23 protein-coding genes are annotated in these 24,391 nt (G+C 71.0%); 6 read left to right on the top strand and 17 right to left on the bottom strand.

Features of this window, described 5'->3' with window-relative positions; genetic code table 11:
- Positions 1–82: 82 nt before the first annotated feature.
- Positions 83–580 (bottom strand): NUDIX domain-containing protein, encoded by a 498-nt coding sequence (locus ABDZ66_RS08880; protein WP_343757924.1) that lies wholly within the window; start codon positions 578–580, stop codon positions 83–85.
- Between the two features lie 40 nt (positions 581–620).
- Between ABDZ66_RS08880 and ABDZ66_RS08875 the strand changes: the two genes are divergently transcribed.
- Positions 621–1,883, top strand: coding sequence for an aminotransferase class V-fold PLP-dependent enzyme (locus ABDZ66_RS08875; protein ID WP_343757922.1), 1,263 nt, complete (start codon positions 621–623; stop codon positions 1,881–1,883).
- 88 nt (positions 1,884–1,971) lie between these two features.
- Here ABDZ66_RS08875 and ABDZ66_RS08870 read toward each other — a convergent pair whose 3' ends face one another.
- The 11 genes from ABDZ66_RS08870 to ABDZ66_RS08820 all read right to left on the bottom strand — a co-directional run bounded on the left by ABDZ66_RS08870 (position 1,972) and on the right by ABDZ66_RS08820 (position 11,969).
- Complete coding sequence (locus ABDZ66_RS08870; RefSeq protein ID WP_343757920.1) at positions 1,972–3,489, bottom strand: diguanylate cyclase domain-containing protein; 1,518 nt, start codon at positions 3,487–3,489, stop codon at positions 1,972–1,974.
- A gap of 170 nt (positions 3,490–3,659) precedes the next feature.
- Entirely contained in the window at positions 3,660–4,247 is a 588-nt protein-coding gene (locus tag ABDZ66_RS08865) for a TM2 domain-containing protein (RefSeq protein WP_343757918.1), read from the bottom strand.
- A gap of 63 nt (positions 4,248–4,310) precedes the next feature.
- Positions 4,311–5,105: a class I SAM-dependent methyltransferase gene (locus ABDZ66_RS08860; RefSeq protein ID WP_343757916.1), complete on the bottom strand. Its 795-nt coding sequence runs from the start codon at positions 5,103–5,105 to the stop codon at positions 4,311–4,313.
- An 8-nt stretch (positions 5,106–5,113) separates the two neighbouring features.
- On the bottom strand, positions 5,114–6,124 hold the full coding sequence (locus ABDZ66_RS08855; protein WP_343757914.1) for an AAA family ATPase: 1,011 nt from the start codon (positions 6,122–6,124) through the stop codon (positions 5,114–5,116).
- The gene (locus ABDZ66_RS08850) at positions 6,117–6,707 is read right to left on the bottom strand and encodes a nicotinamide mononucleotide transporter family protein (RefSeq protein WP_343757912.1); all 591 of its coding nucleotides are present in this window, start codon (positions 6,705–6,707) and stop codon (positions 6,117–6,119) included. Before ABDZ66_RS08850 ends, ABDZ66_RS08855 begins: the two co-directional genes overlap by 8 nt.
- A gap of 13 nt (positions 6,708–6,720) precedes the next feature.
- Positions 6,721–7,305: a hypothetical protein gene (locus tag ABDZ66_RS08845; RefSeq protein ID WP_343757910.1), complete on the bottom strand. Its 585-nt coding sequence runs from the start codon at positions 7,303–7,305 to the stop codon at positions 6,721–6,723.
- Entirely contained in the window at positions 7,302–7,808 is a 507-nt protein-coding gene (locus ABDZ66_RS08840) for a hypothetical protein (RefSeq protein WP_343757908.1), read from the bottom strand. Before ABDZ66_RS08840 ends, ABDZ66_RS08845 begins: the two co-directional genes overlap by 4 nt.
- Positions 7,805–8,476, bottom strand: a complete 672-nt coding sequence (locus ABDZ66_RS08835) for a hypothetical protein (RefSeq protein WP_343757906.1) — start codon at positions 8,474–8,476, stop codon at positions 7,805–7,807. Before ABDZ66_RS08835 ends, ABDZ66_RS08840 begins: the two co-directional genes overlap by 4 nt.
- Positions 8,473–9,867 (bottom strand): nicotinate phosphoribosyltransferase, encoded by a 1,395-nt coding sequence (locus tag ABDZ66_RS08830; protein ID WP_343757904.1) that lies wholly within the window; start codon positions 9,865–9,867, stop codon positions 8,473–8,475. The genes ABDZ66_RS08835 and ABDZ66_RS08830 overlap by 4 nt, the downstream gene beginning before the upstream one ends.
- Positions 9,868–10,326: 459 nt before the next feature.
- On the bottom strand, positions 10,327–11,193 hold the full coding sequence (locus tag ABDZ66_RS08825; RefSeq protein ID WP_343757902.1) for an SDR family oxidoreductase: 867 nt from the start codon (positions 11,191–11,193) through the stop codon (positions 10,327–10,329).
- 38 nt (positions 11,194–11,231) lie between these two features.
- Positions 11,232–11,969 carry an enoyl-CoA hydratase-related protein gene (locus ABDZ66_RS08820; protein ID WP_343757900.1) on the bottom strand — a complete coding sequence of 246 codons (738 nt, stop codon included), beginning with the start codon at positions 11,967–11,969 and terminating at the stop codon, positions 11,232–11,234.
- Between the two features lie 108 nt (positions 11,970–12,077).
- On the opposite strand from ABDZ66_RS08820, the gene ABDZ66_RS08815 reads away from it, so the two are divergent.
- Both ABDZ66_RS08815 and ABDZ66_RS08810 read left to right on the top strand, forming a co-directional pair.
- A complete protein-coding gene (locus tag ABDZ66_RS08815) occupies positions 12,078–13,709 on the top strand; it encodes a sensor histidine kinase (RefSeq protein ID WP_343757898.1) in 1,632 nt (543 codons plus the stop codon).
- Positions 13,706–14,152 (top strand): response regulator, encoded by a 447-nt coding sequence (locus tag ABDZ66_RS08810; RefSeq protein WP_343757896.1) that lies wholly within the window; start codon positions 13,706–13,708, stop codon positions 14,150–14,152. The genes ABDZ66_RS08815 and ABDZ66_RS08810 overlap by 4 nt, the downstream gene beginning before the upstream one ends.
- Before the next feature lie 94 nt (positions 14,153–14,246).
- Here the strand turns inward: ABDZ66_RS08810 and ABDZ66_RS08805 are convergent, their stop codons facing one another.
- The 4 genes from ABDZ66_RS08805 to ABDZ66_RS08790 form a co-directional block, all read right to left on the bottom strand.
- Complete coding sequence (locus tag ABDZ66_RS08805) at positions 14,247–14,768, bottom strand: hypothetical protein (RefSeq protein ID WP_343757894.1); 522 nt, start codon at positions 14,766–14,768, stop codon at positions 14,247–14,249.
- A gap of 112 nt (positions 14,769–14,880) precedes the next feature.
- Positions 14,881–15,765, bottom strand: a complete 885-nt coding sequence (pdxY, locus tag ABDZ66_RS08800) for a pyridoxal kinase PdxY (protein WP_343757892.1) — start codon at positions 15,763–15,765, stop codon at positions 14,881–14,883.
- 31 nt (positions 15,766–15,796) lie between these two features.
- Positions 15,797–17,335, bottom strand: a complete 1,539-nt coding sequence (locus ABDZ66_RS08795) for a Ppx/GppA phosphatase family protein (protein WP_343757890.1) — start codon at positions 17,333–17,335, stop codon at positions 15,797–15,799.
- 52 nt (positions 17,336–17,387) lie between these two features.
- Complete coding sequence (locus tag ABDZ66_RS08790; RefSeq protein ID WP_343757888.1) at positions 17,388–19,148, bottom strand: ABC transporter substrate-binding protein; 1,761 nt, start codon at positions 19,146–19,148, stop codon at positions 17,388–17,390.
- Between the two features lie 54 nt (positions 19,149–19,202).
- Here ABDZ66_RS08790 and ABDZ66_RS08785 point away from each other — a divergent pair, with 54 nt between their 5' ends.
- The gene (locus ABDZ66_RS08785) at positions 19,203–20,432 is read left to right on the top strand and encodes an MDR family MFS transporter (protein WP_343757886.1); all 1,230 of its coding nucleotides are present in this window, start codon (positions 19,203–19,205) and stop codon (positions 20,430–20,432) included.
- A gap of 644 nt (positions 20,433–21,076) precedes the next feature.
- On the opposite strand, the gene ABDZ66_RS08780 is transcribed toward ABDZ66_RS08785, so the two are convergent.
- Entirely contained in the window at positions 21,077–22,132 is a 1,056-nt protein-coding gene (locus tag ABDZ66_RS08780) for a GNAT family N-acetyltransferase (RefSeq protein WP_343757884.1), read from the bottom strand.
- Between the two features lie 97 nt (positions 22,133–22,229).
- On the opposite strand from ABDZ66_RS08780, the gene ABDZ66_RS08775 reads away from it, so the two are divergent.
- Positions 22,230–22,784: an endonuclease dU gene (locus tag ABDZ66_RS08775; protein WP_343757882.1), complete on the top strand. Its 555-nt coding sequence runs from the start codon at positions 22,230–22,232 to the stop codon at positions 22,782–22,784.
- Positions 22,785–22,873: 89 nt separating this feature from the next.
- Complete coding sequence (locus ABDZ66_RS08770; protein WP_343757880.1) at positions 22,874–23,965, top strand: DUF4384 domain-containing protein; 1,092 nt, start codon at positions 22,874–22,876, stop codon at positions 23,963–23,965.
- Positions 23,966–24,391 lie beyond the last annotated feature (426 nt).

Below are 24,391 nucleotides of genomic sequence, written 5' to 3'. Positions count from 1 at the left end.
TCCGGCCCTTCCACACCCGCTCTCCTGCGGAGCGTTGCAGGTCCGCCCGGCCAGACAGACGGCCTCTTTCCCGGCAACTGCTCTAGGCCGGGGGCAGGGGCAGGTCCGGCAGGCCCTGCTCGCGGCGCAGCAGGTTCAGGCTGGCGACGTTGATCGCGCCGCTCAGGGGCGGCAGGTCGCTCAGCGGGAACCACGCCAGGGCCAGGGTCTCGCCGCTGTCGTCGGGCGCGGCGAGGTCCAGCGCCGCGGCGCTGAGGGTCCCGCGGGCACGCAGGCCCACCTGGTACGCCGCGCCGATGGGCGTGCTGATCCGGAAGGCAGGACCGTCGATCAGGGCGTCGGGCAGCGGCATCAGGTGAAGGTCCGGGCAGATCAGGCCGGTCTCCTCGAACAGTTCGCGCTGCGCGGCCTGCAGGAAGGTCTCGCCGGGGTTCAGGTGTCCGCCGGGCGTGCCCCAGCGGCCGTCGTCACCGCGCCGTTGCAGCAGCACGCGCCCCGCCTCGTCCTGAACGAGGACGCTGACGCCCACGGACAGCGTGGCGGGCAGGGGAGGCAGGGGGAGGCCGGCTGGGTCGGACATGCCCGGCACCCTAGCGCGGCGCGGGGCGTAGCGTGAAGGCATGACCGACACGCCCCGCCCGGCCGCCCACCCCGCCGACGACTGGAGTTACGAGACGACCGCCGTGCAGAGCAGCATTCCGCGCGGACTGGGGCAGACCATCGGCTTCCCGATCCACGCGGCCGCCGCGTTCCAGTTCGACACGCTGGAAGAGGCGCAGGCCGAGTTCCAGCAGAACACCGGCCTGAGTTACGCCCGGCTGCAGAACCCGACCGTGCGGGCCCTGGAGGAACGGATCACGACGCTGGAGGGCGGCGCGGCCACCGTCGCCGTGGCGAGCGGGCAGGCGGCCACCCTGACCGCGATTCTCAGCGTGTGCCGCGCCGGGGACCATGTGGTGTCGGCCAGCAGCCTGTTCGGCGGGACGACCGGGATGCTGGGTAACATCCTGCCGCTGATGGGCATCACGGCCACGCTGGTGGACAACACCCCCGAGGCCGTGCGGGCCGCCCTGCAACCCAACACGCGGCTCGTCTGGGCCGAGATGATCAGCAACCCCGCCGGGGACATCGCGGACATCCGTGCCTTCGCGGACATCGCGCACGCGCACGGGGCGCTGCTGGCCATCGACAACACCTGCGGCGGCGTGGGGTTCCTGTGCCGGCCGCTCGCGCACGGCGCGGACATCGTCAGTCAGTCCCTGACCAAGTGGGCGGGCGGGCACGGCAGCGTGCTGGGCGGGGCCGTCACGGTCGGCACCGGGCACGACCTGACCCGCAACCCCCTCTACACCGAGGGCGGCGAGCAGAGCATCCTCCGCGTGCGGGGCGACGCGGCCCTCGCGTGGCGGCAACGCTGGTTCGGCGCGCACCAGCTGGGCATGACGCTGGCCCCGCACAGTGCGTTCCTGATCGCGCAGGGCCTCGAGACGCTCGCCCTGCGCCTGGAACGCGAGAGTGCCACCGCGCTGGGCCTGGCCGCGTGGCTGGAGGCGCACCCGCGCGTCGGGAAGGTCAGTTACCCCGGCCTGGGCAGCCACCCGCACCACCACCTCGCGCAGACGTACCTGCAGGCCGGGCAGGGCGCGGTCCTGACCTTCGAGGTGACGGACCCCGGCGCGTTCCTGTCGCGCGTGCGGGTGCTGCGCATCGCCCCGAACCTGGGGGACGTGCGGACGCTGGTCGTGCATCCCTGGACGACCACGCACGCCCGCGTGCCCGAGGCGGCCCGCCACGCCGCGGGGGTCACGCCCCTGACCATCCGCATGAGCGTGGGCGTCGAGGCCCTGTCGGACCTGAAAGCGGACATCGAGCAGGCGCTGTAGCCCGGTCCGTCCGGCCGGAACCCGGGGCCTACGGGTCCCATCCGCTCGGATTGAACGGGCTTTGCAGCCCATTCAATCGGAGTCCGTATCAGTCGAACAGGGTGGGCGTGTGTTCCGCCGCACGCTCGCCTTTGCGTTCGCGTTTCACGCGGTACATGGCGTGGTCCGCGCCGGACAGCAGGGCGCTGGTGGTCACGCCGGCCACCTGGCGGCTGTGCATCTGCCCGAGCGAACCGGCGGTCGTGAGCGTCTGACCGTCCGGCAGATCAATCGGCCGCGTGATCAGGGTCCCGACCTGCCGTGCCAGCGACTCACCGCGTTCCGGGCTGCCCAGGAACACCAGCGCGAACTCGTCCCCGCTCAGGCGGGCGGGCAGCAGCTCCTGTTCCCGCGTGGCCAGTCCCGCCAGCCGCTGTCCCGTCACGCGCAGCACCTCGTCGCCCGCCGCGTGCCCGTACCTGTCGTTCACGTTCTTGAAGCCGTCCAAGTCGAGGAACAGCACGCCCACGTCGGTCCTGCCCGGGTGTTGCGCCAGCCAGCTGTCCAGGCGGTCCAGGCAGGCGCGGCGGTTGGGCAGGCCGGTCAGGTCGTCGGTGTGCAGCTGCCGCCATAGGTCCCGGCGGCTGCCCTGCAGGGCCCGCGCGGCGGCGCGCAGGCGGGCGGTCAGGCGGCGCTGCCGGACCCCCAGCAGTTCCTGGCGGGCCAGCAGCAGCGCCGTGAGCGCCATGATTCCGCTGAACGCGACCTGCTCGACGGTGCCGCCGTCCGAGACCAGCACCCAGGTGAGGACGGCGACCCCCAGGGCCACGTACGGCCCCAGCTGCACCAGCCTCGGGACCCAGATAGGCCGGTTCCAGGCCGGGTCGGTGCCGGCGGTCAGGACCCGCAGCGCGGACAGGCCGAACGCGGCCATCGCGGACGTCCACAGCGCCGTGACGGGATGCAGCGGCGAGTACATCCCGCGTGAACTGAGAATCAGGTAGGCGAGGTCGCCCAGCACGACCAGCAGGACGCCCGTGAGGACCGGCAGGGCCACCAGGGGCAGGCGGCGGCGCGTGAACAGCAGGGCCAGCAGGGTGCTGAGCACCCAGGCGTCCAGCGCGGGGTAAAGGGCGCCCATCCACCACGACACCTGCTGTCCGGGCAGTTGCCGTGCCAGCAGCACGTACAGCGGCAGCACGATGGTCAGGGTGGTGGCCAGGATGTTCAGTTGCGGCATCAGCGGCAGTTGCCGCCCGATCCGCAGGGGCCGCAGCGCCCACAGCACCAGCGGGTAGAACAGCAGGTACAGCGCGTCCGCGAAGCTGGGCTGCCCGGTCGAGATCAGCAGGGACGGGGAGGTGAAGATGAACACCGTCTCGGCCGTCACGTACGTCAGCGTGGCGGCCAGCAGGCGGCGGAACATGGGCCGCAGCGCCGCGGGGGCGCGGGCGGCGGCAGCGGCCAGCAGCGTGAGTGCCAGCACGCGGACGAGGCCGGAGCCGTACACGGCCGCGCCGGGCCGGCCGGTCAGCAGCAGGGTCAGCACGGCCGTACACAGCAGCAGCGCAGTGACCACCCCCACGCCCCACCAGCGGGCCGTCAGCAGGGGCGGGTGAACCGTCATGCCGCAGTCTCTCACCGGGCCGTTGACATGAACCGCACAGCCCCACCGTAAACGTTTCATGAAGCTGGCCCCCCGGATGGCGGCATTATCTCATGGACGCCACAGCCGGGCGTTCGGCCCGCTGCTGTCCCCGCCGACGGGCGGGTGCCGCGCACCGCCGGCGGCGGCCGTCACAACCAGGGTTTCTGTCCCAGGATGTACTCGCGCCCGAAGTCCGCGTCACTCTTGGTCAGGTAGATGATGCCCTCGACCAGTCCCAGCAGGCCCACGGCGCTGCTGACCAGCGCGGCGAGCGGCAGCGTGATGACCAGCCCGAACCCCAGCGTCAGCAGGCCCAGCAGGAACGCCACGATCCACACGCCCACGTTCACGCCCAGCATGATCGCGCCGGGCGTGGTGTTCCCCAGGTAGAACTTGTGCACGCCCAGGCTGCCCAGGAAGATGCCCAGCAGCCCCGCGATCAGCTTCTTCTGCGCCACGTCCGCGCCGCCCGGCAGCTGTGGGACCTGCGGCCGCGCCGGTTCCCCGAAGCGGTCCAGGTTCGAGGCGGGCGGCGTGACGGGCCGCGACTCCAGGCCCGGCTGCGGTGCCGCCGGTTTCGTCAGGGATGGCGGGGCGGCCGGGGTCGCCTGGGGAATGCGCAGGTCCTGGGGGGGCCCGTCATCCGGTCCGGCCGTGCCCGCGCGGCCCAGCACCTCGTCCACCCACGACGGCGCGTTACCCGGCGTGCCCTTTCCATCGTCTTCCGGTCTGGTCATGCCCCACAGTACGCCCCGGAAGGCCGGCGGTTCATCCTCCGAAAGTCGCCGCGCCCCCGGGGGTCATTCCGGCCGGGTGCCGCGCGCCACGATCACCGGCAGCGGCACCGTGACCGGCCCACCGCTGAACAGCGGCGCGAGTTCCGCGCGGTGCTCGGTTTCCACCTGCGCCCGCAGGTGCGGCGTGAACCCCGCCAGCGGCAGGCCCTCCAGGCCCGCCACGATCTCATTCCAGCGGTGATCCACGCCCGCCAGCGTGTACGGCAGCTCCGTGCTGTCCACCTGCACGTCCCGCAGGCCCGCGCCCCGCAGCAGGTCCCGCGCGGCGTCCGGTGTGGGAATGCGGCCCAGCGGCGGGAACCCCGGCGTCACGCCATGCGACTCCAGCCGCGCGCGCCACAACCCCGGCAGGGCGCCCAGCAGGCCGCGCCCGAACGACGAGAACAGCACCTGCCCGCCCGGCCGCACCACCCGCCGCCACTCGCGCAGCGCCGCGCCCATGTCCGGCACGAAGAACAGCCCCGAGGCGCACACCACCACGTCGAACGACCCGTCCGGGAACGGCAGGTGCGCCGCGTCCCCCACCACGAACGCCGCGCCCGGCACGCGGGCCCGCGCCACCCGCAGCATGCCTTCCGAGAGATCCAGGCCCGTCACGGACCCCGCCCGGCCCAGCAGGGCCAGCGCCACGCTCCCCGTCCCGGTCATCACGTCCAGCGCCGCGCCGCCCGGCGGGACCGGCACCTGCCCCGCCACGAAGCGGGCCACCTGCGTCAGGAACCCCAGCCGGTCGTACCCGCCGGCCAGCGCGTCGAACTGCTGCCGGTTGCGGTCCTCCCACCCCTCAGGTGTCGTCATGCCCTACCTTACGCTCCGCTCAGGGCGGCCTGCACCTGCGCCACCCGTTCGGGCACGCTGCCGCGCAGCACCGTGAACGGCACGCCGCGCGTGGCGAGGTCCTGCCGGATGAACGCCTGCTGCACGGCACGGACCTCGGTGTTCGCGCGCCAGCCGTCCTGCTCGTGCGGGAGGTCGGTGTCGCACAGGAACGCGTGCGCGTAGCGGGTGCGGCAGGCATCGGCCAGGGCGCTCAGTTCCGCCAGGGCCGTGCCGGTCAGCAGGTGCGACCACATCAGGGTCGTGGCGGCGTTCGTGTCGCTGAACACCCATTCACGCACGCCGGGCGACTGCGCGGCCTCGTCCTCCAGCGCCCGGTGGCCGCGCGCGATCTCCAGGAAGTGCCCTGGGCTCAGCGCGCCGTTCTCGCGTTCGTACACGTCCCGGCCGTACTCGCGCACCCAGGTCGTGCCGAAGGCCTCGCCCAGCGCCCGCGTCAGGGTGCTCTTGCCGGTGCTCTCGGCCCCCAGGATCACCACGCGCCGCACGAAGTGGGCGTACACCACGGGATCGAGGAACGCCCGCAGGCCGTGCACGTCCGCCCGCAGCGCCGTTCCGCTGACCGGCACGGCCGCCCGCGCCCGGTCCACGCACACGTGCGCCGCGCCCAGCGACACCGCGAACGCCTCGCCGTACCCCTCGGACGTGAACACCGCGTCCGGCTGCACGCCCCAGCCGTCCAGCACGCCACGCACGTACCCGCGGTGCACGGCGTCCGGCTCGTCGTTCAGGGGTGGGTGCGGGGCGTCCGGCAGCAACTCCAGGCCCGGAAACAGCCGCGCCGGGTACAGCGCCCGGATCCAGCCGCGCCGCAGCGGACTGGGCATCTCCGGAAAGTCCGGGCGGGAGTACACCCACACGCTCACGCGCTCGCACTGCTCAAGCGCCGCGTCCAGCAGCCGCATATGCCCCCGGTGCAGCGGCGCGAACTTCCCCACGATCAGGCCGTGCCGGAACTGCTGGCCCTGAAGGTCAGGCAAACGCCACTTCCCGCCGCTCGTCTCGCCGCCACGCCTGCCAGCCGACCACGCTCATGGCCGCCAGCACGAACTGCAACGCGAACAGCACCCAGTATTCCGCGTGCCAGAAGTACACCGCCTGCACGGTATTCACCGCGATCCACACCGGCCAGGACCACGCCCAGCGGCGCGTCGTACCGAAATTGGCAATCAGCGCCAGCGTCACCGCCGCGAACTGCACCCAGTTCCACGCCGCGCTGAAATCCGTCACGGCCACCGTGTACGCGAAGATCGCCAGACTCGCCACCCACGTCACGCCGTACCAGAGCGGCTCGTTGAAGCGGATCTCGCCCCGCGCCCGCCGCGCCTCCAGGTGCCACAGGTACAACCCGTGAATCCCGAACAGCAGGTACGTGACCTGCAGGCCCGCCAGCATCCACTGCCCCCCCGACGCGAACAGCAGGAAGTAAGGCAGCAGCGACAGGTTGCTCCAGTGCCAGTACGTGCTGCTCTTCGCCCACAGGAAATACAGGCTCACCAGCACGCATACGCCGCCCGACAGGTCGAGCAGCAGCGGCGGAATGTTCAGGCCGAGAATGTTCATGCGATCCCCCCGCTCACGTGTCGATCCGCAGGGTCGCCACGCCCGCCCACGTACCCAGCGGCAGTCGCGCCACGTCGATCAGCAGCAGCGCCACGCGACCCGCCGTGACCGTCACCAGCCCCCGCTCCGGGTGAGCCAGGAACAACGCCTGCGCCGCCCGGATGGCCTGCACTTCCTCCGGCGCGTAGAAGTCCGCCGCGTTCCCGTCCGCCTCACGCCGCGCCAGCCGCTCCGCCACGCGGAAGTCCGATTCGGTCACCTCCACCTCGACCTCGCCCGTCGGGAGGGGCAGCAGGCCCAGCCAGTCCACGCGACCCAGTTCCTCCGGCGTGAACGTGCGCGGCAGCACGAACGGCACGTACGGCGTGTCCGTGTCGCTCGATTCGGTCAGGGACGACATGGCCCCCGCCAGCGCCGCCGCGAACGCCACGCCCTCCTGCACGGCCTCTGTACTCGCCGCTTCTCCCCGCTGCTCCGGCCCACCGAACACCCCGTCCGGCGACAGGCGACCCGCCACCACCACCGGCGACACCGACCCATCCGCCCGGTACGCCACCAACCGCTCCAGCTGTAAGGGCACGTTCAGATCACTGTTCATAAGTCTCCTCGTGTTCCCTGAGCCCGCCCCGGCCAGACGTCGGGAAGGTGGGTGACGGGATCAATTCGATCCGTAAAGCCCTTGCCTGCGAAGTGCGTCACCACCCGGATCGGGCCAATGATCGCCGCGTTGAAGGCGTCCAGTTCCTCGGCGGGCAGCCACAACTCCTGATGCTCGTTCTGCGCACCCACCACCTGAATGTCGTAGCGGGTCGCCACATCCGCACGCACGTCGAATTCCGTCACGAAGCCCACGGGCGGATCGTTGCGTTTCGCGTTCCAGTCCCGCGCGATTTCCTCCGCGTACGGGCGGTTCAGCACCGGGTAGAAGATCGGCTGATCCGACAACCGGGGGGGCCACGCCCGCCACCCGGAGTCGGCCACCAGCCGCAGCTCGTGCAGGCCCGTCGGACGCCACAAGGTCACCGTGTCGCCCACCACCGGCCATGGCACAGTGCGCTCGGCATTGGACGGGAACAGGGTGTCGAGCCAGTCTCTCGTCACAGCGGTTCCTCGAGCCCCACGCGGCTGAGGGTGGCGACCTGCCGCGCCAGCGCGGTGAGCTTCCAGGCGAACCCGGAGCCTGACTGGCGTGGAGTGTCCACCCATTCGCCATCCCGGTCCGTCAGCGCCTCTTTGGAGAGCAGGCCAAGCTGCTGTAATCCCAGTAGCGCCGCCACGAATTCCTGCCGCGTCAGTCCAACAACCGAAACCTGACTGTCAACAGGAACAAAATCGCGGTACGGATCTATCGGGTCCAGCAGCTGAAAATACTCGACGAACACCTTCAGCTCCCGGTCCGACATTCCCTCGATGATCCGCATGGTCTGGAACCTGTCCAGGATTGGCGGTGGGAAGCTCAGCGAGCACCCGGCCAGAGCGCGGGCGATGAAGCGCAGCTTGCCTTCCGACTCCGCGACCTCCGCCGCCCGCAGTGCCTGCATGACGTTGGCGGCGAACGACTCGGATCGGACGTACTCGTGATCCAGCCTCAGCGTCCCGGCTTCGACCTTCTGGTTAAGCAGGCCGACCTCGTACCGCAGCGCCTGCTCTAACTGCTCAATCTTCCGCTGACTGGCCGCGATGTACGCGCCCTGCAGGAGCGAAGTGGGAATATTCACGCCAGGAATGGTGGACAGGACGGGCAGGAGGCGTTCGAGTTGCTGGTTCACGCCCGGCCCCGCACTTCCTCCAGCGTGTCCCGCACCAGCAGTTCGCCGTCGCGGTACACGGTGCGCAGCAGGCTGCCGGGGAAGTCGGTGTCGAAGGTCTTGTACGCCTTCGTGATCATGCGGCCGCCTTCCTGGACGAGGTCGAGGACGCCGTCCTTGCTGCGTTTGCCGGGGTCGGTGACGGGGTCTTTGTAGATGCCCCGGTACTCGCCGTCGATCAGGCCGGCGCTGGCCTTGTACGCGAAGCGCTGGGTGTCCCGGTCGACTTTCTGGAGGAGGGCGCCGCCCATGCCGAAGCTCACGTTCTCGGCGCTGTAGCCGTCCACGTCGAGGTTGTCGAGGATCTGGCGGATGGTCTGTTCGTCGATGCCGTCGCCCTGGATAACCCGGACGTGGTTCAGGACCTTGTAGCCCTTGCTGTTGGTGGTGGTGCCGTAACGGGCGGCCAGCGCATTCACGGCGAGGCGGACCATGGCGGGGGGTTCGCCGCTGTCGGGCCGGACGACCAGGGTGCCGCCGGATTCGATGACCTGCTGTCTCAGCGTGTCGCCCCAGAGGTGGTTGATGGCGTTCTTGAGGTCGTAGGAGTCGCTGACGACGGCGTACACGCTGCCGGGGCGGCTGAAGCGGGTGATCATGTTGCGGTAGGCGTCGACCTCGTGTTCCTTGCCCCAGCTGGTGATGGTGCTGTGTTCGGCGGCGGGGATGCTGAACGCGGCGATGTCGCTGTCGTAGTGGTTGCGGGCGGTGCGCAGGGCTTCCAGGGTGTCGCTGCCCTGGAAGTTGATCAGGTGCGCGAGGCCGCCGATGCCGGCGCTCTCGCGGCTGCTGACGCCCCGGCTGCCGAAGTCGTGCAGTTTGAACGGGAGTTCCTCGGCAGGGCGGTCGCTGGTCTTTTCGAGGGCGGCGCGGATGATCTCGCGGATGAAGTAGCTCTGCGTGGCGACGGTGGTGGGGTACCAGACGCGCATCAGCATGGTCTCGAACCAGCCGGGCAGCCAGGGCAGTTCGGGGTCGGTGTTCGTGCAGGTCATCAGGACGTTGTGGATGGGCACCAGCGTGCCTTCGGGAACGGCGCGGATCTCCAGCGGCAGGCGGCCCCCGTGCTCGTTCACGATGCGCATCCAGCCGTCGTAGGGGAAGGGTTCGCCGTGCGCTTCGATCAGCGTGCGGGCTTCCTCGACCATCTCGGCGGTGATGCGGGTGGTCAGGTAGCGGTCGAGGATGTACTGCAGGCCGAAGAAGCGGGTCTGCGGGTACTTGCCGCCGCGACTTTCCAGGTAGGAAAAGAGGCGGGTGGTGCCGGCGGGGTACTGGAGGAAGTGGCTGCTCTTGTAGGAGTCGGTGTCGAGGATCAGGTTGTCGTCGTTGAGGGGGGTGCGGGTGGTCATGGGGTGCCTCCTATGGTGAAGCCTTGTCTTGCCTCATAATCCGAAAATCAATTATGAAAACTATGAGCAAGTCGGGCCAACTCCGGTATCATGGTGCTTCCCATCGGGGCGACCCGACCACCCACACGCACTTTTCCCGACCCGCTGCCCAGAGCGATCACCTGACCGGGCAGGCATTGAACGTTCCTTCATCCACCCAGCGCAGGCCGCCCGTCGAAGGCGTCCGGCAACAGCTTGATGCGGTTCCAGCGCAGCCCAGGGAGCTACGCCGCACGCCCGGAAGACATGGATGAACGGACGGAGCCCTCGCGCTGTCTCTAACGAGATAGCGCGAGGGCTCCTACGGACTCCGATCGAATGGCTCCATAAGCCGTTCAGGCCGGGCGGATGCGACCCGTGAAGCTTCTCCGCAGAATGGGGGGAGAGAAACTGACGGCAGTCCGTATCCGGTGCGGAAGCTCAGTCTTTCCTGGGCAGGGCGAGGCCCATCTGCTGGTACATCTGGTACTGGGGGGCGCCGCCGAGCATGTTCTGGCCGCCGTCGACGGGCAGGATGACGCCCGTGACGTAGCTGGCGGCGTCACTGACGAGGAACAGGGCGGCGTTGGCGATGTCCTGGGGGATGCCGAAGCGGCCCAGCGGGACGGTGCCCATGAACTGGCGGCGGGTCTTCTCGTCGGGGGCGAGGCGGGCCATGCCCTCGGTGCCGTCGATGGGGCCGGGGATGATGGCGTTCACGCGGATGCCGCGCAGGCCCCATTCGATGGCGAGGGTGCGGGTCAGGGCGTCCACGCCGGCCTTGGCGGCGACGACGTGCGCCTGCATGGGCACGGGAATGCCGTAGGCGCTGATGCTCAGGATGTTCCCGCCGGGGGTGGTCAGGTGGGGCGCGCAGGCCTTGATGGTGTGGTACGTGCCGAGCAGGTCGATGTCCACGACGGTCTTGAAGCCGTTGGGGCTGATGCCGTCCACCGGGGCGGGGAAGTTCCCGGCGGCTCCGGCGAGGACGATGTCGATGGGGCCGAAGGCTTCGACGGCCTGCGCGGCGGCGGCCTGCATGGCGGCGATGTCGCGCACATCGGCGCTGACGCCGATGGCCTGCCCGCCGGCGCCCACGATGCCCTGCGCGGCCGTCTGGGCTTTCTCGAGGTTGCGGCCCAGGATGGTGACCCGGCAGCCGTGCGCGGCGAAGCTCTGCGCGATGCCGAGGTTGATGCCGCTGCCGCCGCCGGTGATCAGGGCGTGCTTGCCGGCCAGCAGGTCGGGGCGGAAGGTGCTGTCGGCGGCGCCGGGTTGCAGGGTGCCGAGGGTGGGGGTCTGGGTCATGCGTGGGCTCCTTGGGTGGGGAAGGGGGGGGCGGGGGGTTACTTCAGGGCCTGCGCGAGGCCGTCGGCGGTCATGTGCCGGGCGTTCCAGCGCACGGCCTGTTCGAGACTCTGGGCGTGGGGGAGGTGCGCGTGCAGGGTGCGTTTGGTGCCCTCGACCGCGCGGGGCGGCAGGGCGGCCAGCCCGGCGGCGAGGGTGTTCGCCCGCTCGAACAGGGCGTCCGGGGTGGGCAGGAGTTCGGTGATCAGCCCCCAGCGTTCGGCGGTGGGGGCGTCGATGGGGTCGCCGGTCAGGGCGAGGTGCGCGGTGCGGCCGGTGCCGATCAGGTGCGGGAGGCGTTGCAGGCCGCCCAGGTCGGCGGTGATGCCCAGCCGCACCTCGGGGAGGCTGAAGCGGGCGTCCGCGCTGGCGATGCGGAGGTCGCAGGCGCTGATGAGTTCCAGGCCCGCGCCGATGCACCAGCCGTGCACGGCGGCAATCACCGGGATGGGCAGCGCGGCGAACGCGTCGATGGCGGCGTGCATCTCGGCGACGATGGCGGCAAATGCCTCGGGGTCGCCCAGGGTGGGGGCGATGACGGGGGCGCTGGCCCGCACGTCCAGCCCGGCGCTGAACAGGTCCTGGCCGCGCAGGATCAGCGCGCGGGCGCCGCCCAGTTCGTTCAGGACGCGCGGGATCTCGGGCCAGAAGGTCGGGCCCATGCTGCCCTTCTTGCTCGTCAGGGTCAGCGTGGCGACCTCACCCGCGTGGGTGAGATTCACGTTCTGGAATGTCATGCATTCACTGTACCCCGTCACGGTGGACTGGGTACAAAATCATGCGTGGAGGTTCCCTGCGGCCGCGGTCGGGCCGGGCGTCGCGCGGGCCCTACAATGCGGGCCGACATGGCCGCGCCCGTCTCCCTCCCCCCCGACGTTTCCCCGGCCGTCCGATCCGCGCCGGTCCGCAGCGGCAGCGGACCCCGCCCGACCCTGCGCGCATTTCTGCTGCGGCCCTTCCTGCTGCCCTTCGCGCTTCTGCTGGGCGTGGGGGGCGCGGTGGTGCTGGGCGTCAACCGCAACGAACAGCAGCTGCAGCTGGTGTCAGACGCGCAGGCACGCATGTTGCTGCTGAACGACCTGAACACCCAGATTTCGGTCATGGAGAACGGCGAGCGCGGCTTCGTCATCACCGGCGACCCCGACTTCCTCGCGCCGTACCGTGAGGGCGAAGCGGCGTTCCAGGCGGCCGTGTTCGCCCTGCATGACCTGAGCGTCACGGACCTGCAACGCACGAACCTCGCGCGGGTTCAGGCGCTGGTGGTCCGCTGGCAGGAGGACGCCGCCCGGCCCGAGATGGCCGCCCGCAGCGAGTCACTGGCGCGGGCCGCGCGGCTGGTCAAGCAGGGCGAGGGCCGCGACCTGCTCAACGATGCCCGCGACATCATGGCGGGCATGCGCACCAACGAGAGCGCCCGCCTGAGCGCCGCCACCGTCGCCAGCCAGACCACCCTGACCACCGTGCGCGGCCTGACCGTCAGCGGGCTGCTGCTCTCGCTGCTGCTGCTGCTGCTCACCGCCTACCGCGTGACCCGCACCGTCACCCGCAGCCTGACCGACCTGAACACCGGCGCCAGCGACATCGCCGCCGGACAGTACCACCGCCGCATGCCGCCCAGCCCGGTCCGGGAACTCGCGCAGCTGGGCGAGCAGTTCAACGTCATGGCGGCCGCCGTGCAGGACCGCGCGCAGGCCCTCCAGGAGAGCGCCGAGGCCCTGCGCGCCAGCAACGCCCACCTGGAACGCAGCAACCGCGAACTCGAACAGTTCGCGTACGTCGCCAGCCACGACCTGCAAGAACCCCTGCGGACCATCGGCAGTTACACCGAACTGCTCGCGCGCCGCTACCAGGGGCAACTCGACGAACGCGCCGACCAGTACATCGCGTTCACGACCTCCGCCACGCAACGCATGAAGACCCTGATCCAGGACCTGCTGGCGTACTCCCGCGTGCGCAAGGCCCCGCGCGCCACGCAACCGGTCGACACGGCCGCGCTGGTGCGCGACATCACCGCCGACCTGGAACAGCAGATTCTGGGCGCGCAGGCGCAGGTCAGCGCGCCGAACCTGCCGGTCATCACGTCCAGCCCGGAACTGCTGCGGCACGCGCTGCAGAACCTGATCGGCAACGCCCTGAAATTCCGGGACCCGGCCCGTCCGGCGTGCGTGCAGGTCAGCGCCGAACGCACGCGGCACGCCGGTCAGGACTGCTGGGTGTTTCACGTGCAGGACAACGGGATCGGCATTGCCCCCGAGTACCACGAGCGGATCTTCGGGGTGTTCCAGCGGCTGCACGGCATGGACGAGTACCCGGGCAGCGGCATCGGCCTGGCCGTCACACGCAGCGCCGCCGAGCAGCTCGGCGGGCAACTGTGGGTGGACAGCACGCCCGGCCAGGGCAGCACCTTCCACCTCGCGCTGCCCACCGCGGCGCCGGCCTTCCCTCCCGACCCCGCCGCCCCGCAGGAGACCGCATGACCACCGAACCCGTCGAAATACTGCTCGTCGAGGACAACCCCGCCGACGTGATGCTCACCCGGGAAGCCTTCGAGGACGCGCAGTTCCCACACCGCCTGCACCACGCCCGCGACGGCCTGGACGCCCTGAACTTCCTGCGCCGTCAGGGACCGCACGTGCAGGCCCCGCGCCCGGACGTGATCCTGATGGACCTGAACATGCCGCGCATGACCGGCCTGGAGCTGCTCGACATCCTGAAAGAGGACGCGAGGCTGCGCAGCATCCCCGTGATCGTCCTGACCACCAGCCGCGCCGAGAACGACATCTGGCGCAGCTACAACCTGCACGCCAACGCATACATCCCCAAACCCGTCAGCCTCGCCGAGTTCGAGGACGTGATCCGCACCCTGGGGAACTTCTGGTTCCGCAAGGTCGCGCTGCCCCACCCGCCCGAAGCGGATTGACCCGCGACGGTCCGGTCAGGACAGACAGCAGAAGAAGGGACCCCGGATCACCCTGGGGTCCCTTTCTCTGCTGGGGGTTCAGTGCAGAAGAGGCTTACATCGTGCGGCGGCTGAGCTGCCCACCACTCACGTACTCGCCTCCGTGGCGGATGGCGGCCGCCTCGACGACATCCGCCGGGACGCTGTCATCCACGGCCACCGTGCGCCCGCCGTTGGTGGCGGTGGTGTTCAGGCGGTCGTAGTACTCGTCGTCGGCGTCGTAGTAGTCGCCGGTCTCGTCCACGCCCATCGCGCCGCCGGTCGCACCGACCGCCGCGCCGACGCCGGAACCCAGCGCCGCCATGCCCAGGATCACGGGGAGGGCCAGGCCGCCCGTGGCGATGGTCGCGCCAGTGGCGATGATCCCGGCCGCTGCACCCACGGCCGCGCCCACGCCCGTGCCCTTGACGGCGCCGGCCCCGGCGTCCTCGGCGGTGCCGCCCTCATGAATGGCGGCCGTGTCACTGCGCCGGGTGACGGTCGCGCGGCCCATGGTGGGGGCGATCACTCCCTGAGCCTGCAGGTCAGCGGTGAAGGCGTCGGCGGCGGCGGCGGTCGGGAAGATGATGTGTTTCATGCCCCCAGTCTTTCCCGCCTCCCTTCCCCTCCTGTGAGAAGGCGTACAAGTGGGCTTGGCCGGACCCTGACAGGACACTGAGACCCTTCTCATCTGACCGACCCCGAACGGCCTACCCGACCTGCTGCGCCTCGAACAGCCGCGCGGGCTTCACGAACTCGTCCTGCGCCGCCACCAGCTGAATCTCGCGGGTGCCGGCAGCGTGCGTGCGGCTCAGCAGGCCGAACAGCGCACTCATGGCCAGACCCAGCGCCTGCGCCGCCTGACCGGACTTCAGGTAGTGGCCCAGGAACAGCGCCGCGATGGCGTCGCCGGTCCCGTTGCGGGGCGGGTCCAGCGGCAGCAGCGGCGTGCGGCACAGCCACGCCCCGTCGTCCGTGACGACCAGCGTCTCGATGCTGTTCTCGGGCGCCCCGCTGCGGACCAGGCTGGTCAGCAGGACCACGCGCGGCCCGCCCACCCGCATCCGCTCCCGCAGCGCACGGGACGCCTCCAGCGCGTGCTCCAGGGTGTCCACGACCTGCCCGGTCAGGAGTTCCAGTTCAAACTGGTTCGGCGTGACGATGTCCGCCTCCGGAATGGCCTGCGCCGCGATCAGGTCCGGCAGTTCCGGCCGCACGAACACCCCGCGCCCCACGTCACCCATCACGGGATCGCAGGCGTACAGCGCGTCCGGGTTCGCGCCGCGCACGCGCCGCACGGCGTCCACGACCGCCGCGACCGTTCCCTCGCTGCCCATGTACCCGCTCAGGACCGCGTGGCATTCCGGCAGCGCGCCGCGCGCCTCGATCCCGTCGATCAGGTCCGCGACCGCCTCGGGCGGGAACACCGCGCCGGTCCACGCGCCGTACCCGGTGTGGTTGCTGAACTGCACCGTGTGAATCGCCCAGACCTCGAACCCCAGGCGTTGCAGCGGGAACACGGCCGCCGCGTTCCCCACGTGCCCGAAACTGACCCACGACTGAATGCTCAGGATGTTCTGCGGCGTGCCCGTCATGCCCGCCAGGATACCCGCTCCTGCGCGCCCGTCACGCGCCGCGCAGCGTGAGCGGCCCGAACACCCGCGCCCACAGGTCCGCCTTGTCCCGCGCGCCCGCCAGGTCCAGCGGCGTCGCCCCCGCCACGGTCAGTTCCCAGCCGTCCGCCACGCGCCGCAGCGTTCCCAGCCGCGATCCGCCCGCGTGCGAGCGGTCCAGGCCGTCCGCGACGCGCAGCACCGCCGCCAGCCGCGTCACCCGCGCCCGGTCCCCCGCACCGAGCGCCATGAATTCCGCGTGCGACGGTTTCGGCGGACTCTTGCGGTGGTAGCGGGCCAGCTGCGCGATCAGCTCGATCTCGCGCGGACTGAAGCCCCGCAGTTCCGCGTGCCGGATCAGGTACGCCGAGTGCTTGTGGTGCGCGCTCTGCGCCACGATCTGCCCCACCTCGTGCAGCGCGCCCGCCGCCGTGATCAGGCTGCGGTCCTCGTGGTCGACCGGCTCGCCTGCCGCGTGCAGCGCGTCCAGCAGGCCGCGCGACAGCGCCGCCACCTGCCGCGAGTGAGACAGGTTCGCGCCGAAACGCTCGGCGGTACCCAGCACGCTCCGCTGCCGCGCGCTCAGCGCCGACCGGTACGCCTGGAACCGCGACAGTTCCTCGATCAGCATCCCCTCGCGCAGCGCCCCCTCACTGACCGTCACCTCGGACGCCCCCAGCAGCGTCAACGCCGCGTGCAGCGTCGCCAGACCCGCCACGGCCGTCTCCGCGCGCCGCTCCAGGCCCGGCACCCGCCCCCGCGCCGCGGCCTTCAGGCCCCGCACGTGCTCCAGCAGCGCGCCCAGCTCGGCCAGCGTGAAACTCACGCCGTTCACGCCCTCCGGCCCGTCCCCGCTGCCGCCCGCACCGCCGAGGGCGCCGCGCCGCGCCACGATCGCGGCCGCCGCGCCCTCGGCCGTGCCGCTCGACAGCACCACCCGCGTGCCGGGCCGCACCCGGAAGCGCTCCACGAACGGCGAGAGCGCCACCCGAACCGCCTCTGCCAGCGCCTGCACCTCCCGCCGCCCCGCCGGCTCGGACCGGATGAACGCCCCCGTCATGCGGATCCCGCCCAGCGGCAGGCTCAGCACGTCACGCGGCCCCCGTGCGTCCCCGCGCACGAACTCCAGACTGCCGCCCCCCAGGTCCAGCAGCACGTTGTCCTCACCCAGCTCGACCGCGTGCGCCGCGCCCAGATACGTCAGTTCCCCCTCGCGCTCCCCCGAGATGATCGCCGGGTACACCCCCGTCCGGGCCAGCATCCGCCCCGCCACCTCCGCCCCGTTCGGCGACTCACGCAGCGCACTCGTGGCGTACACATGCACCTCGGCCACGCCCGCCGCCGACGCCAGCTCCCGGAACCGCGTCAGCGCCGACGCCAGCCGGTCCTCACCCTCCGGCGACAGGTTCCCCGCCCCGTCCAGGCACTCGCCCAGCCGCGTGCGGTCCTTCAGGGCGTCCAGCACCCGGAAGCCCCCCGCGTCCCCCTGCGCCGCCTCGGCAATCAACAGGTGACTGGAATTCGTGCCCACATCCGCAACGGCGACTCTCATGACAGGCAGCCTAACGGCTTTTACAGGCGGGAACGGATCACGCGCTCTCCGGTCAGGCGTCCGGGGGCGGCAGCCACAGGCGTTTGAAGTCGATGCGGCCGTAGGCGTCCGGGTGCACGTCGCGCAGCAGTGGGTGAACCGAGCGGCGTTTCACGCGGTGGTGCGTGAGGTGCAGGTGGTGCCCGCCCAGCAGCAGCGCCTCGGCGCGGTCCAGGATGGCCTCCAGCGCCGCGTGGTCCGGCGCGCTGCGGTAGCCGTCCAGCAGGGCGTCCACGCTGCGCAGGACGGCGGGGGGCAGCAGGCGGCGGAACAGCAGTTCCGGCTGCTTCAGCGCCGACCAGAACGAGAGGTGCTCGTCCGACCCGGCGATCTCGCCCATGAAGGCGAGGTCCACATCGTCCCTGGCGTCCGGCATGGCGTCCAGCGGCGTGGGAACGACCTGCACGGGCAGGCCGAGGCGGGCGGCGCGCGCGGCCAGCCAGTCGGCCTCCTGCCGCGCGCCGGGCAGGTCCAGCACCCAGAGGCGCAGCGGCGGCCCGGCGTACGCGGCCTGAGCCAGCAGCGCCCGCGCCCGCGCCAGGGAGTGCCCGCGCGGCGGGCGGTCCAGGCTGCGGCGCGGCAGGAACGCCGTGGCGGGCAGCAACCGCTCTGGACGGCCCGACTCCTGCCAGAGCGCGCGGATGTCGTGCAGCTCGATCACCGCCTCGCGCAGCGCGGCCGACCGGGCCGCGGGGCGGTGGGCGTTCCAGATCAGGAAATGCACGCTGTTCTCCGGCACCCAGCGCTCGACCGGATCATGAGGCACGCCGGACACATCCAGGGTGGGGGGCGCGTCCCCGCGCAGTTCCGGCACGAGAAAGACCTCCACCTCGTCGATCAGGGGCCGCCCCGCGAAGTGCGCGTCGAAGGCCTCCAGCCGGAAGCCGCCGTTCAGGGCGTGCCAGCGGAACGCGCCGGTCCCGACCGGGCGCCGCTCGTCGAACCGCACGTCACGCGGGAGGATCAGCGCCTGCTCGTGCGCCAGCCTGCGGGGAAAGAACAGGTCCGGGCGGTCCAGCGTGACCTGCACCGTGAACGGCGTGGGCGCCTGCACGCCCACCACGCCCGGCAGGTACCAGGGCGCGCCGCGCCGCACGCGCTCCAGCGTGAACAGCACGTCCCGCGCGTCCAGCGTCCGCCCGTGGTGAAACACCACGCCCCGGCGCAGGTGAAAGACCCAGCTTCGCCCGCCGTCCGGCGTGCCCCAGTGGTGCGCCAGGTGCGGCCTCAAGATCCCGGCGTCCGGGTCGAATACCAGCAGCGGGTCCAGCACCTGCGTCAACAGGTGCGCCTCGGCCGCCGAGTTCACGGTCAGCGGGTCCATGGCCGTCAGGGGCCGCGTGATGATGGTCCGCAGGCGATCCGTGCCCGCCGGGCTCACGCCCAGCCCGAAGGTGCCGCGCACCGCGTCCGTCAGCACCCAGGCGCGCGGGAAGCCCAGCCGCGAGAGCCGCGCCAGTTCGGCCGCCGCGCCCGCCGCTGCCAGACAGGCTGTCAGGTCGGCCAGTTCGGCGTCCAGCGCGCCGGGAAACGCCACGCGCGACGTGTTTCCCCGCCCGCGTCCCGGCGTGTACACCAGCCGCCCCGAGGCGTGCAGGCGCGCCAGTTGCCGCTTGGCGGTGCGATCACTGCACGCCCACCACGCCTGCGCGTCCGCCAGGGTCAGCGCGTGCCGTTCCTGCGCGCCGTCCCGCGCGTGCAGCGCCGCCCGCAGCGTCAGGTACGGCCAGTCCGGTGCGGTCGCCAGGGTCGGGGGGGCAGGAAAAGGGGACACAGTCCGGCCATTGTGCGTCTTTTTTCCCCTTTCCCGCTGCGCGACCCTGGAGGCATGTGGCGTACCCTGCATCCCAACGTCAAGACCCGCATCACCACATCGTTCCTGAGCCGGATGGTGGGCAGCATGGTCTTTCCGTTCATGGCCATCTATTTCACCGCGCACCTGGGCGCGGCGCTGGCCGGCACGCTGCTGCTGGCCGCCGGTGTCGTGCAGTTCCTGGCGGGCCTGTACGGCGGCGCACTGGCCGACGCTCTGGGTCGCCGCCGCACCCTGCTGACCGGCGAGGGCCTGAAACTCCTGGCGTTCATCCTGATGCTCCTGGGCAACCTGCACGGCCCGAACCCCTGGGTGACCTTCGCCGCGCTGCTGCTCGTGAACGTCTCGGGCGGCCTGATCAACCCCGCCGCCGAGGCCATGCTGGTCGACGTGAGTACCCCCGAGACCCGCACGTTCATGTACGCCGTGAACTACTGGGCGGTGAACCTCAGCATCCTGATCGGCACGCTGGTGGGCGGCTGGCTGTACCGCGACCACTTCACGCTGCTGCTGGGCCTGCTGGTCGGCATGAGCGTCCTCACGGCGGCGCTGTGCTTCGCGCTGATGACCGAGACCCGCGCCGCCAGCCCCACCGCCCGCACCGACCTGGGCCTGAAGCCCCTGGCGCGCAGCTACGCGCAGGTCGTCACCGACCGCCCCTTCCTGCTGTTCGTGCTGGGCGGCATCTGCATCCTCAGCATCGAGTTCACCCGCACCAACTTCATCGCCGTGCACCTCGCACAGGGCTTCCCGCCCGCCGACTGGCTGGGCGTCACCCTGGACGGCGTGCGTGCCGCGAGCGTCCTGACCGCCGTGAATACCCTCCTGATCGTGGCCCTCACCGCCCCGGTCGCCCGCTGGCTCACGGGCCGCGACCCGCGCCGCCCCATGCACACCGGCTTCGCCCTGTTCGCACTGGGCTTCGCGGCGCTGGCCTTCAGCACGCACCTGCCCACCCTGATCGCCGCGACCGTGATCCTCAGCGTCGGGGAACTGCTGTACGTGCCCACCCGGCAGGCGCTGCTGGCCGACCTGATCCCCGAGGACCGCCGGGGCGCGTACCTCGCCACGCACGGACAGGTGTTCACGGTCAGCAAGTGGGTAGCGGCGCTGGGCCTGCCGCTGGGCGTTGCCGTCGGCGGGGCGGGCATGGGGGTGGCGCTGCTCGCGCTGGGGGCCCTGGGCAGCCTGCTGACCGCGCTGGCCCTACGCCCGACCGCCGGGGAGAGAGTGGCCCGCGCCTGAACCCGTCCGGGGAGAGGGAGGCAGATGGTTCGTCTGACGGACCGACGGTTGGATTGGGGGCGCCTGGCGGCGGGCTTCCCCACCCCCCAGCCCCCTCCGCAAGCGGCTCATACGAGTACCCCAGGGGGGCAGGGGGAGCAACGTTGCACTGGGCAGGTATTTCGCATGGTTGCGTGGCGGGTTGTTTGCGGGGAAGGCCACGCCTCACATGCCATCTCCCACATTCGCGCCGTTCGCCCCGCGCGCTGCGCGCACGACGGGCTCGGTTGCCACGACGATTGCGTGGCCACACAACTGGGTGCGTGCGGGAAGGTTCTACTTTTCTGGCCATCGCAGAAGCGGTCTTTTCAAAGTCGATCAGCAGTTGTCATCAGGTTGCCCTGCCAGCCACCGCAAGCCACCTCCGGCCGTCGTGCGCGCAGCGCGCGGGCCCTGCGCGGGGGCGGCAGGATGGCGTCGAGGCCGGACACGTCAGCGCCCAGCACAACCCTGCCACCATCAGTCAAATCTCTTGCCGAGCGCAGCGACTGCTCCCCCTGCCCCCCTGGGGTACTCGTATGAGCCGCTTGCGGAGGGGGCTGGGGGGTGGGGAGGCCCGCGGCCAGTCGCAACCAGACGACATCAAACTCAATCCGCAATCCGCGTTACCCGAGTTTCAGTTGCCATTCGGTGAAGGTGCTGTACGGCGTGAACCCCAGTGCCACGTTGATGCCGAGCATGGGGGCGTTCTCGTTGGCGTTGTGGGTCTGCACGGCCCGCGCGCCGGGGCAGTGCGCCTGCACGTGCTCCAGCATGGCGGCTTTCAGCCACTTGCCCAGGCCCTGGCCGCGTGCCTCGGGGCGCACGGCGGTCGCGCCCTGGTACACCAGCGCGGCGCGGTCCGGGTGCCAGAAGACCTCGCTGTACCCGTCGATCTGGCTGCTGCGGGTGTCCTCGGTGGCCATCAGGAAGCGGACGTCGCCGGCCTCCTGGATCATGGCGTCCCAGGCGCGGATCATGTCGGGCGTGATGGTCCAGTCGTCCTGGTCGAGGTCGCCTCTGGGGGCGGTGTTCATGACCATCATCATGTCGGCCATGCGGGTCAGGTACGCGTCCGGGATGGTCGTCCAGATGTGCAGGCGGTACGGGTCGCTGCGGGGCCGGGTCTGCCAGCGGGTCAGCAGGTCGGGGTCGAGGTCCGCGAGGGTCGCGCGGCTCTGGCGCATGGGGAGGGCGGGCGTGGCTTCCAGGTTCCGGGCGAAGGCCTCGGCGGCGGGGTTGCGGCTGCCGGTGCCGAAGGTGACGGTCGTGAGGCCCTGGGCGCGGGCGGCGGTCTCCACCTGCGTCCACAGGGCGCGGCCCAGCCCGGCGCGGCGGCGCTGCGGATGCACGGTCAGGCGCACGTGCCCCAGGTGGGTGTTCTGCTCGGTATCAAACCCCAGCCGCGCGTACCCGATGGCAGCAGGGCCGTCCCACACGGCGAAGGCCACGCTGCGCTCGGTGGGCAGCTGGTGCGAGAGTCCCTGCGCCTCCTGCGCCGGGCTCAGGGGCGGATCTTCCGGGTATGCGAGGGCGAAACTGGCGGCCAGGAGGTCCCCGACCGCGAGGCGCTGCGCGGGCGTGGCGGTCGCCGCATCGAAGGGCTGCGCGGCGGGCGGCGCGACCGGCGGGGCGGGGGAGGGCTGCTCCGTCGTCTGGGCGGTGGTCGGGGTCGGCGTCATGCCTCCAGTGTCCTCCCGGCGGGTCAGCGGTGAATGCGCCAGATGGCTCAGCGGCCTGTAGGCCGGGTGCGGCTGGCAGGCGCGTTACCCTGGGGGCGTGTTCGCTCACGCCATCGGGTTCGATGACGCGCCCTTCGCGCACGGCTGGCGGGGCGACGTGCCGGTCGTCGGGACGGTGTACGCCCGCACCACCCTGCACGCCGTCGTCAGTGGCCTGGTGCGGCGCGACGGGCGCAACAGCACCGCCGAACTGACCCGGCTGGTGAACCGCTCGCCCGATCACCTTCAGCTGATCCTGCTTCAGGGCATCGCGCTGGCGGGCTTCAACGTGGTCGATATTCACGCGCTGCACGCGCAGACGGGCCGGCCGGTGCTGGTCGTGGCCCGGCGAGAGCCGGACCTGCCCCGCATCCGCGAGGCCCTGCTGACGCGCGTGCCCGGCGGCCAGCGCAAGTGGGCGCTGATCGAGGCGGCCGGCCCGATGGAGCCGTGCGGGCCGGTGTTCGTGCAGCGCGCCGGCCTCACGTTCCCGCAGGCGCAGGAGGCGCTGCGGACCTTCACGGTCACCGGGAAGGTGCCCGAACCGCTGCGGGCCGCGCACCTGATCGCGGGCGGTGTCACGCGCGGCCACAGCGCCGGGCAGCGCGCCTGACCCGGTCGCCTTCACGCTCCCCTGAATTCTGAACGCTTCCATCAGGTGGCGTCAGCCGCGCGTCACACGGGCGGCGCAGACTGCGTCTCATGAAATCAACCCTGACTGCCCTGCTGGCCCTCGGTACCGTCGCCCAGATCAGCACTGCCTCCGCCGCGCCGAAGATCAGCGCGCAGAGCATCATCGTGAACCCCACCACGCCGGACCTGAACGTCAGCGTCCGCGTGGACAAGGACGCCAGCGGCGCCCAGAACCCCTCCTACCGCATCGGCGAGAAGATCACCCTGGCCGCCACCGTCAACCAGGACGCGTACGTGTACCTGTTCAACGTGAACCCCGACGGCAGCGTCGACCAGATCCTCCCGAACCGCCTGAGCGGCGAGAACTTCGTGAAGGCCGGCACCACCAAGAGCTTCCCCGCGCCCGGTGACAACTTCACGTACAGCGTCGACGGTCCCGTCGGGCAGAACAAGGTCCTGGCGCTCGCCAGCCTCACCCCGCTGAACCTCGATCAGATCAGCTCCTTCAAGACCACCCAGGACCAGTTCGCCACCGTGAGTGCCCGCGGTCAGGACGGCCTGGCGCAGGCGCTGAGCATCGTCGTGACCCCCCTGCCGCAGAACAGCTGGGTGAGCGACACGGCCTTCTACACCGTCGCCGCGCAGAATCCCGTCACGACCGGCAGTCTGTTCGTCGGCACGAACGTCTCGGGTGCCAGCGTCATCCTGAACGGCCAGCGTCTGGGCGGCGCGAACGTCACGTACAGCAACCTCCGTGCCGGCACGTACCCCGTGCGGGTTCAGGCGCCCGGGTACACGGACTACACGACGACCGTCACCATCCGCGCCGGCGCGACGACCAACGTGAACGTGGAGTTCGCGCAGGCCTTCACGCCCGCCCCGGCGCCCGTCAGCAGCGGCAACACCGTGCTGGACTTCATCGGCACGCTGCTGGGCGCCATCACGAACACCCAGATGCAGGACCCCGCCCGCAGCGCCTACGACCGCAAGGTCAGTGACCTGCAGGGCCAGGGTTACGCCCTGCAGCAGACCCGCCAGACGAACACCGGCTTCGTGGGGACGCTCGTCAAGGGCGGCAGCACCGTCACCCTGACCGTGGACCGCGGCGCGAACCGGACCGTGCGCGTGAACCTCAGCGAGACCACCACCTACCGTTACTGAACGGCGGGGCCAGTCGGCCCCGGACAGCGCAGCGCCCCGGATCCTGTGAAGGTCCGGGGCGCTGCCCATTCAAGCCGGGTCGGTATCATCAATAGACACAGTTCAAGCGCCAGAGGGGACAAGCATGGAACACGTCTTCTGTAACGCCAGTCCTGCTCACCCCCTCCCAGCCTCCCCCCGCAAGGGGGAGGGGGAAACACGGCGTGTTCATCGCTGGTCTGCCCTGAAGGTATGAACCTGTCCGCACCATTGCTCATACCAAGAGTTTCCACTTCCCTGCCGATGTCGTGTCAAGCGGCGTCAAGCAGGGGTCCGTCCTGCTCCATCCCGGTCAGGACGTACTTTTCAGCATTCTGAGCTGCCTGCCGTTGTGCGGCCCGCCACGTCATGCCCGGTACTTCCCGACGCACCCGTAACACCGCGTGA

The organism is Deinococcus depolymerans (genome assembly GCF_039522025.1).
GTDB classification, from domain to species: domain Bacteria; phylum Deinococcota; class Deinococci; order Deinococcales; family Deinococcaceae; genus Deinococcus; species Deinococcus depolymerans.
Note: the sequence above shows the minus strand (reverse complement) of the source record. Positions and strands in the feature narration are given on the sequence as shown.

Excerpts from the sequence above, each read along its gene's own strand:
- ABDZ66_RS08880 (WP_343757924.1), bottom strand. The coding sequence starts at position 580 with ATGTCCGACCCAGCCGGCCTCCCCCTGCCTCCCCTGCCCGCCACGCTG.
- ABDZ66_RS08875 (WP_343757922.1), top strand. The coding sequence starts at position 621 with ATGACCGACACGCCCCGCCCGGCCGCCCACCCCGCCGACGACTGGAGT.
- ABDZ66_RS08870 (WP_343757920.1), bottom strand. The coding sequence starts at position 3,489 with ATGACGGTTCACCCGCCCCTGCTGACGGCCCGCTGGTGGGGCGTGGGG.
- ABDZ66_RS08865 (WP_343757918.1), bottom strand. The coding sequence starts at position 4,247 with ATGACCAGACCGGAAGACGATGGAAAGGGCACGCCGGGTAACGCGCCG.
- ABDZ66_RS08860 (WP_343757916.1), bottom strand. The coding sequence starts at position 5,105 with ATGACGACACCTGAGGGGTGGGAGGACCGCAACCGGCAGCAGTTCGAC.
- ABDZ66_RS08850 (WP_343757912.1), bottom strand. The coding sequence starts at position 6,707 with ATGAACATTCTCGGCCTGAACATTCCGCCGCTGCTGCTCGACCTGTCG.
- ABDZ66_RS08845 (WP_343757910.1), bottom strand. The coding sequence starts at position 7,305 with ATGAACAGTGATCTGAACGTGCCCTTACAGCTGGAGCGGTTGGTGGCG.
- ABDZ66_RS08830 (WP_343757904.1), bottom strand. The coding sequence starts at position 9,867 with ATGACCACCCGCACCCCCCTCAACGACGACAACCTGATCCTCGACACC.
- ABDZ66_RS08825 (WP_343757902.1), bottom strand. The coding sequence starts at position 11,193 with ATGACCCAGACCCCCACCCTCGGCACCCTGCAACCCGGCGCCGCCGAC.
- ABDZ66_RS08820 (WP_343757900.1), bottom strand. The coding sequence starts at position 11,969 with ATGACATTCCAGAACGTGAATCTCACCCACGCGGGTGAGGTCGCCACG.
- ABDZ66_RS08815 (WP_343757898.1), top strand. The coding sequence starts at position 12,078 with ATGGCCGCGCCCGTCTCCCTCCCCCCCGACGTTTCCCCGGCCGTCCGA.
- ABDZ66_RS08810 (WP_343757896.1), top strand. The coding sequence starts at position 13,706 with ATGACCACCGAACCCGTCGAAATACTGCTCGTCGAGGACAACCCCGCC.
- ABDZ66_RS08805 (WP_343757894.1), bottom strand. The coding sequence starts at position 14,768 with ATGAAACACATCATCTTCCCGACCGCCGCCGCCGCCGACGCCTTCACC.
- pdxY (WP_343757892.1), bottom strand. The coding sequence starts at position 15,765 with ATGACGGGCACGCCGCAGAACATCCTGAGCATTCAGTCGTGGGTCAGT.
- ABDZ66_RS08795 (WP_343757890.1), bottom strand. The coding sequence starts at position 17,335 with ATGAGAGTCGCCGTTGCGGATGTGGGCACGAATTCCAGTCACCTGTTG.
- ABDZ66_RS08785 (WP_343757886.1), top strand. The coding sequence starts at position 19,203 with ATGTGGCGTACCCTGCATCCCAACGTCAAGACCCGCATCACCACATCG.
- ABDZ66_RS08780 (WP_343757884.1), bottom strand. The coding sequence starts at position 22,132 with ATGACGCCGACCCCGACCACCGCCCAGACGACGGAGCAGCCCTCCCCC.
- ABDZ66_RS08770 (WP_343757880.1), top strand. The coding sequence starts at position 22,874 with ATGAAATCAACCCTGACTGCCCTGCTGGCCCTCGGTACCGTCGCCCAG.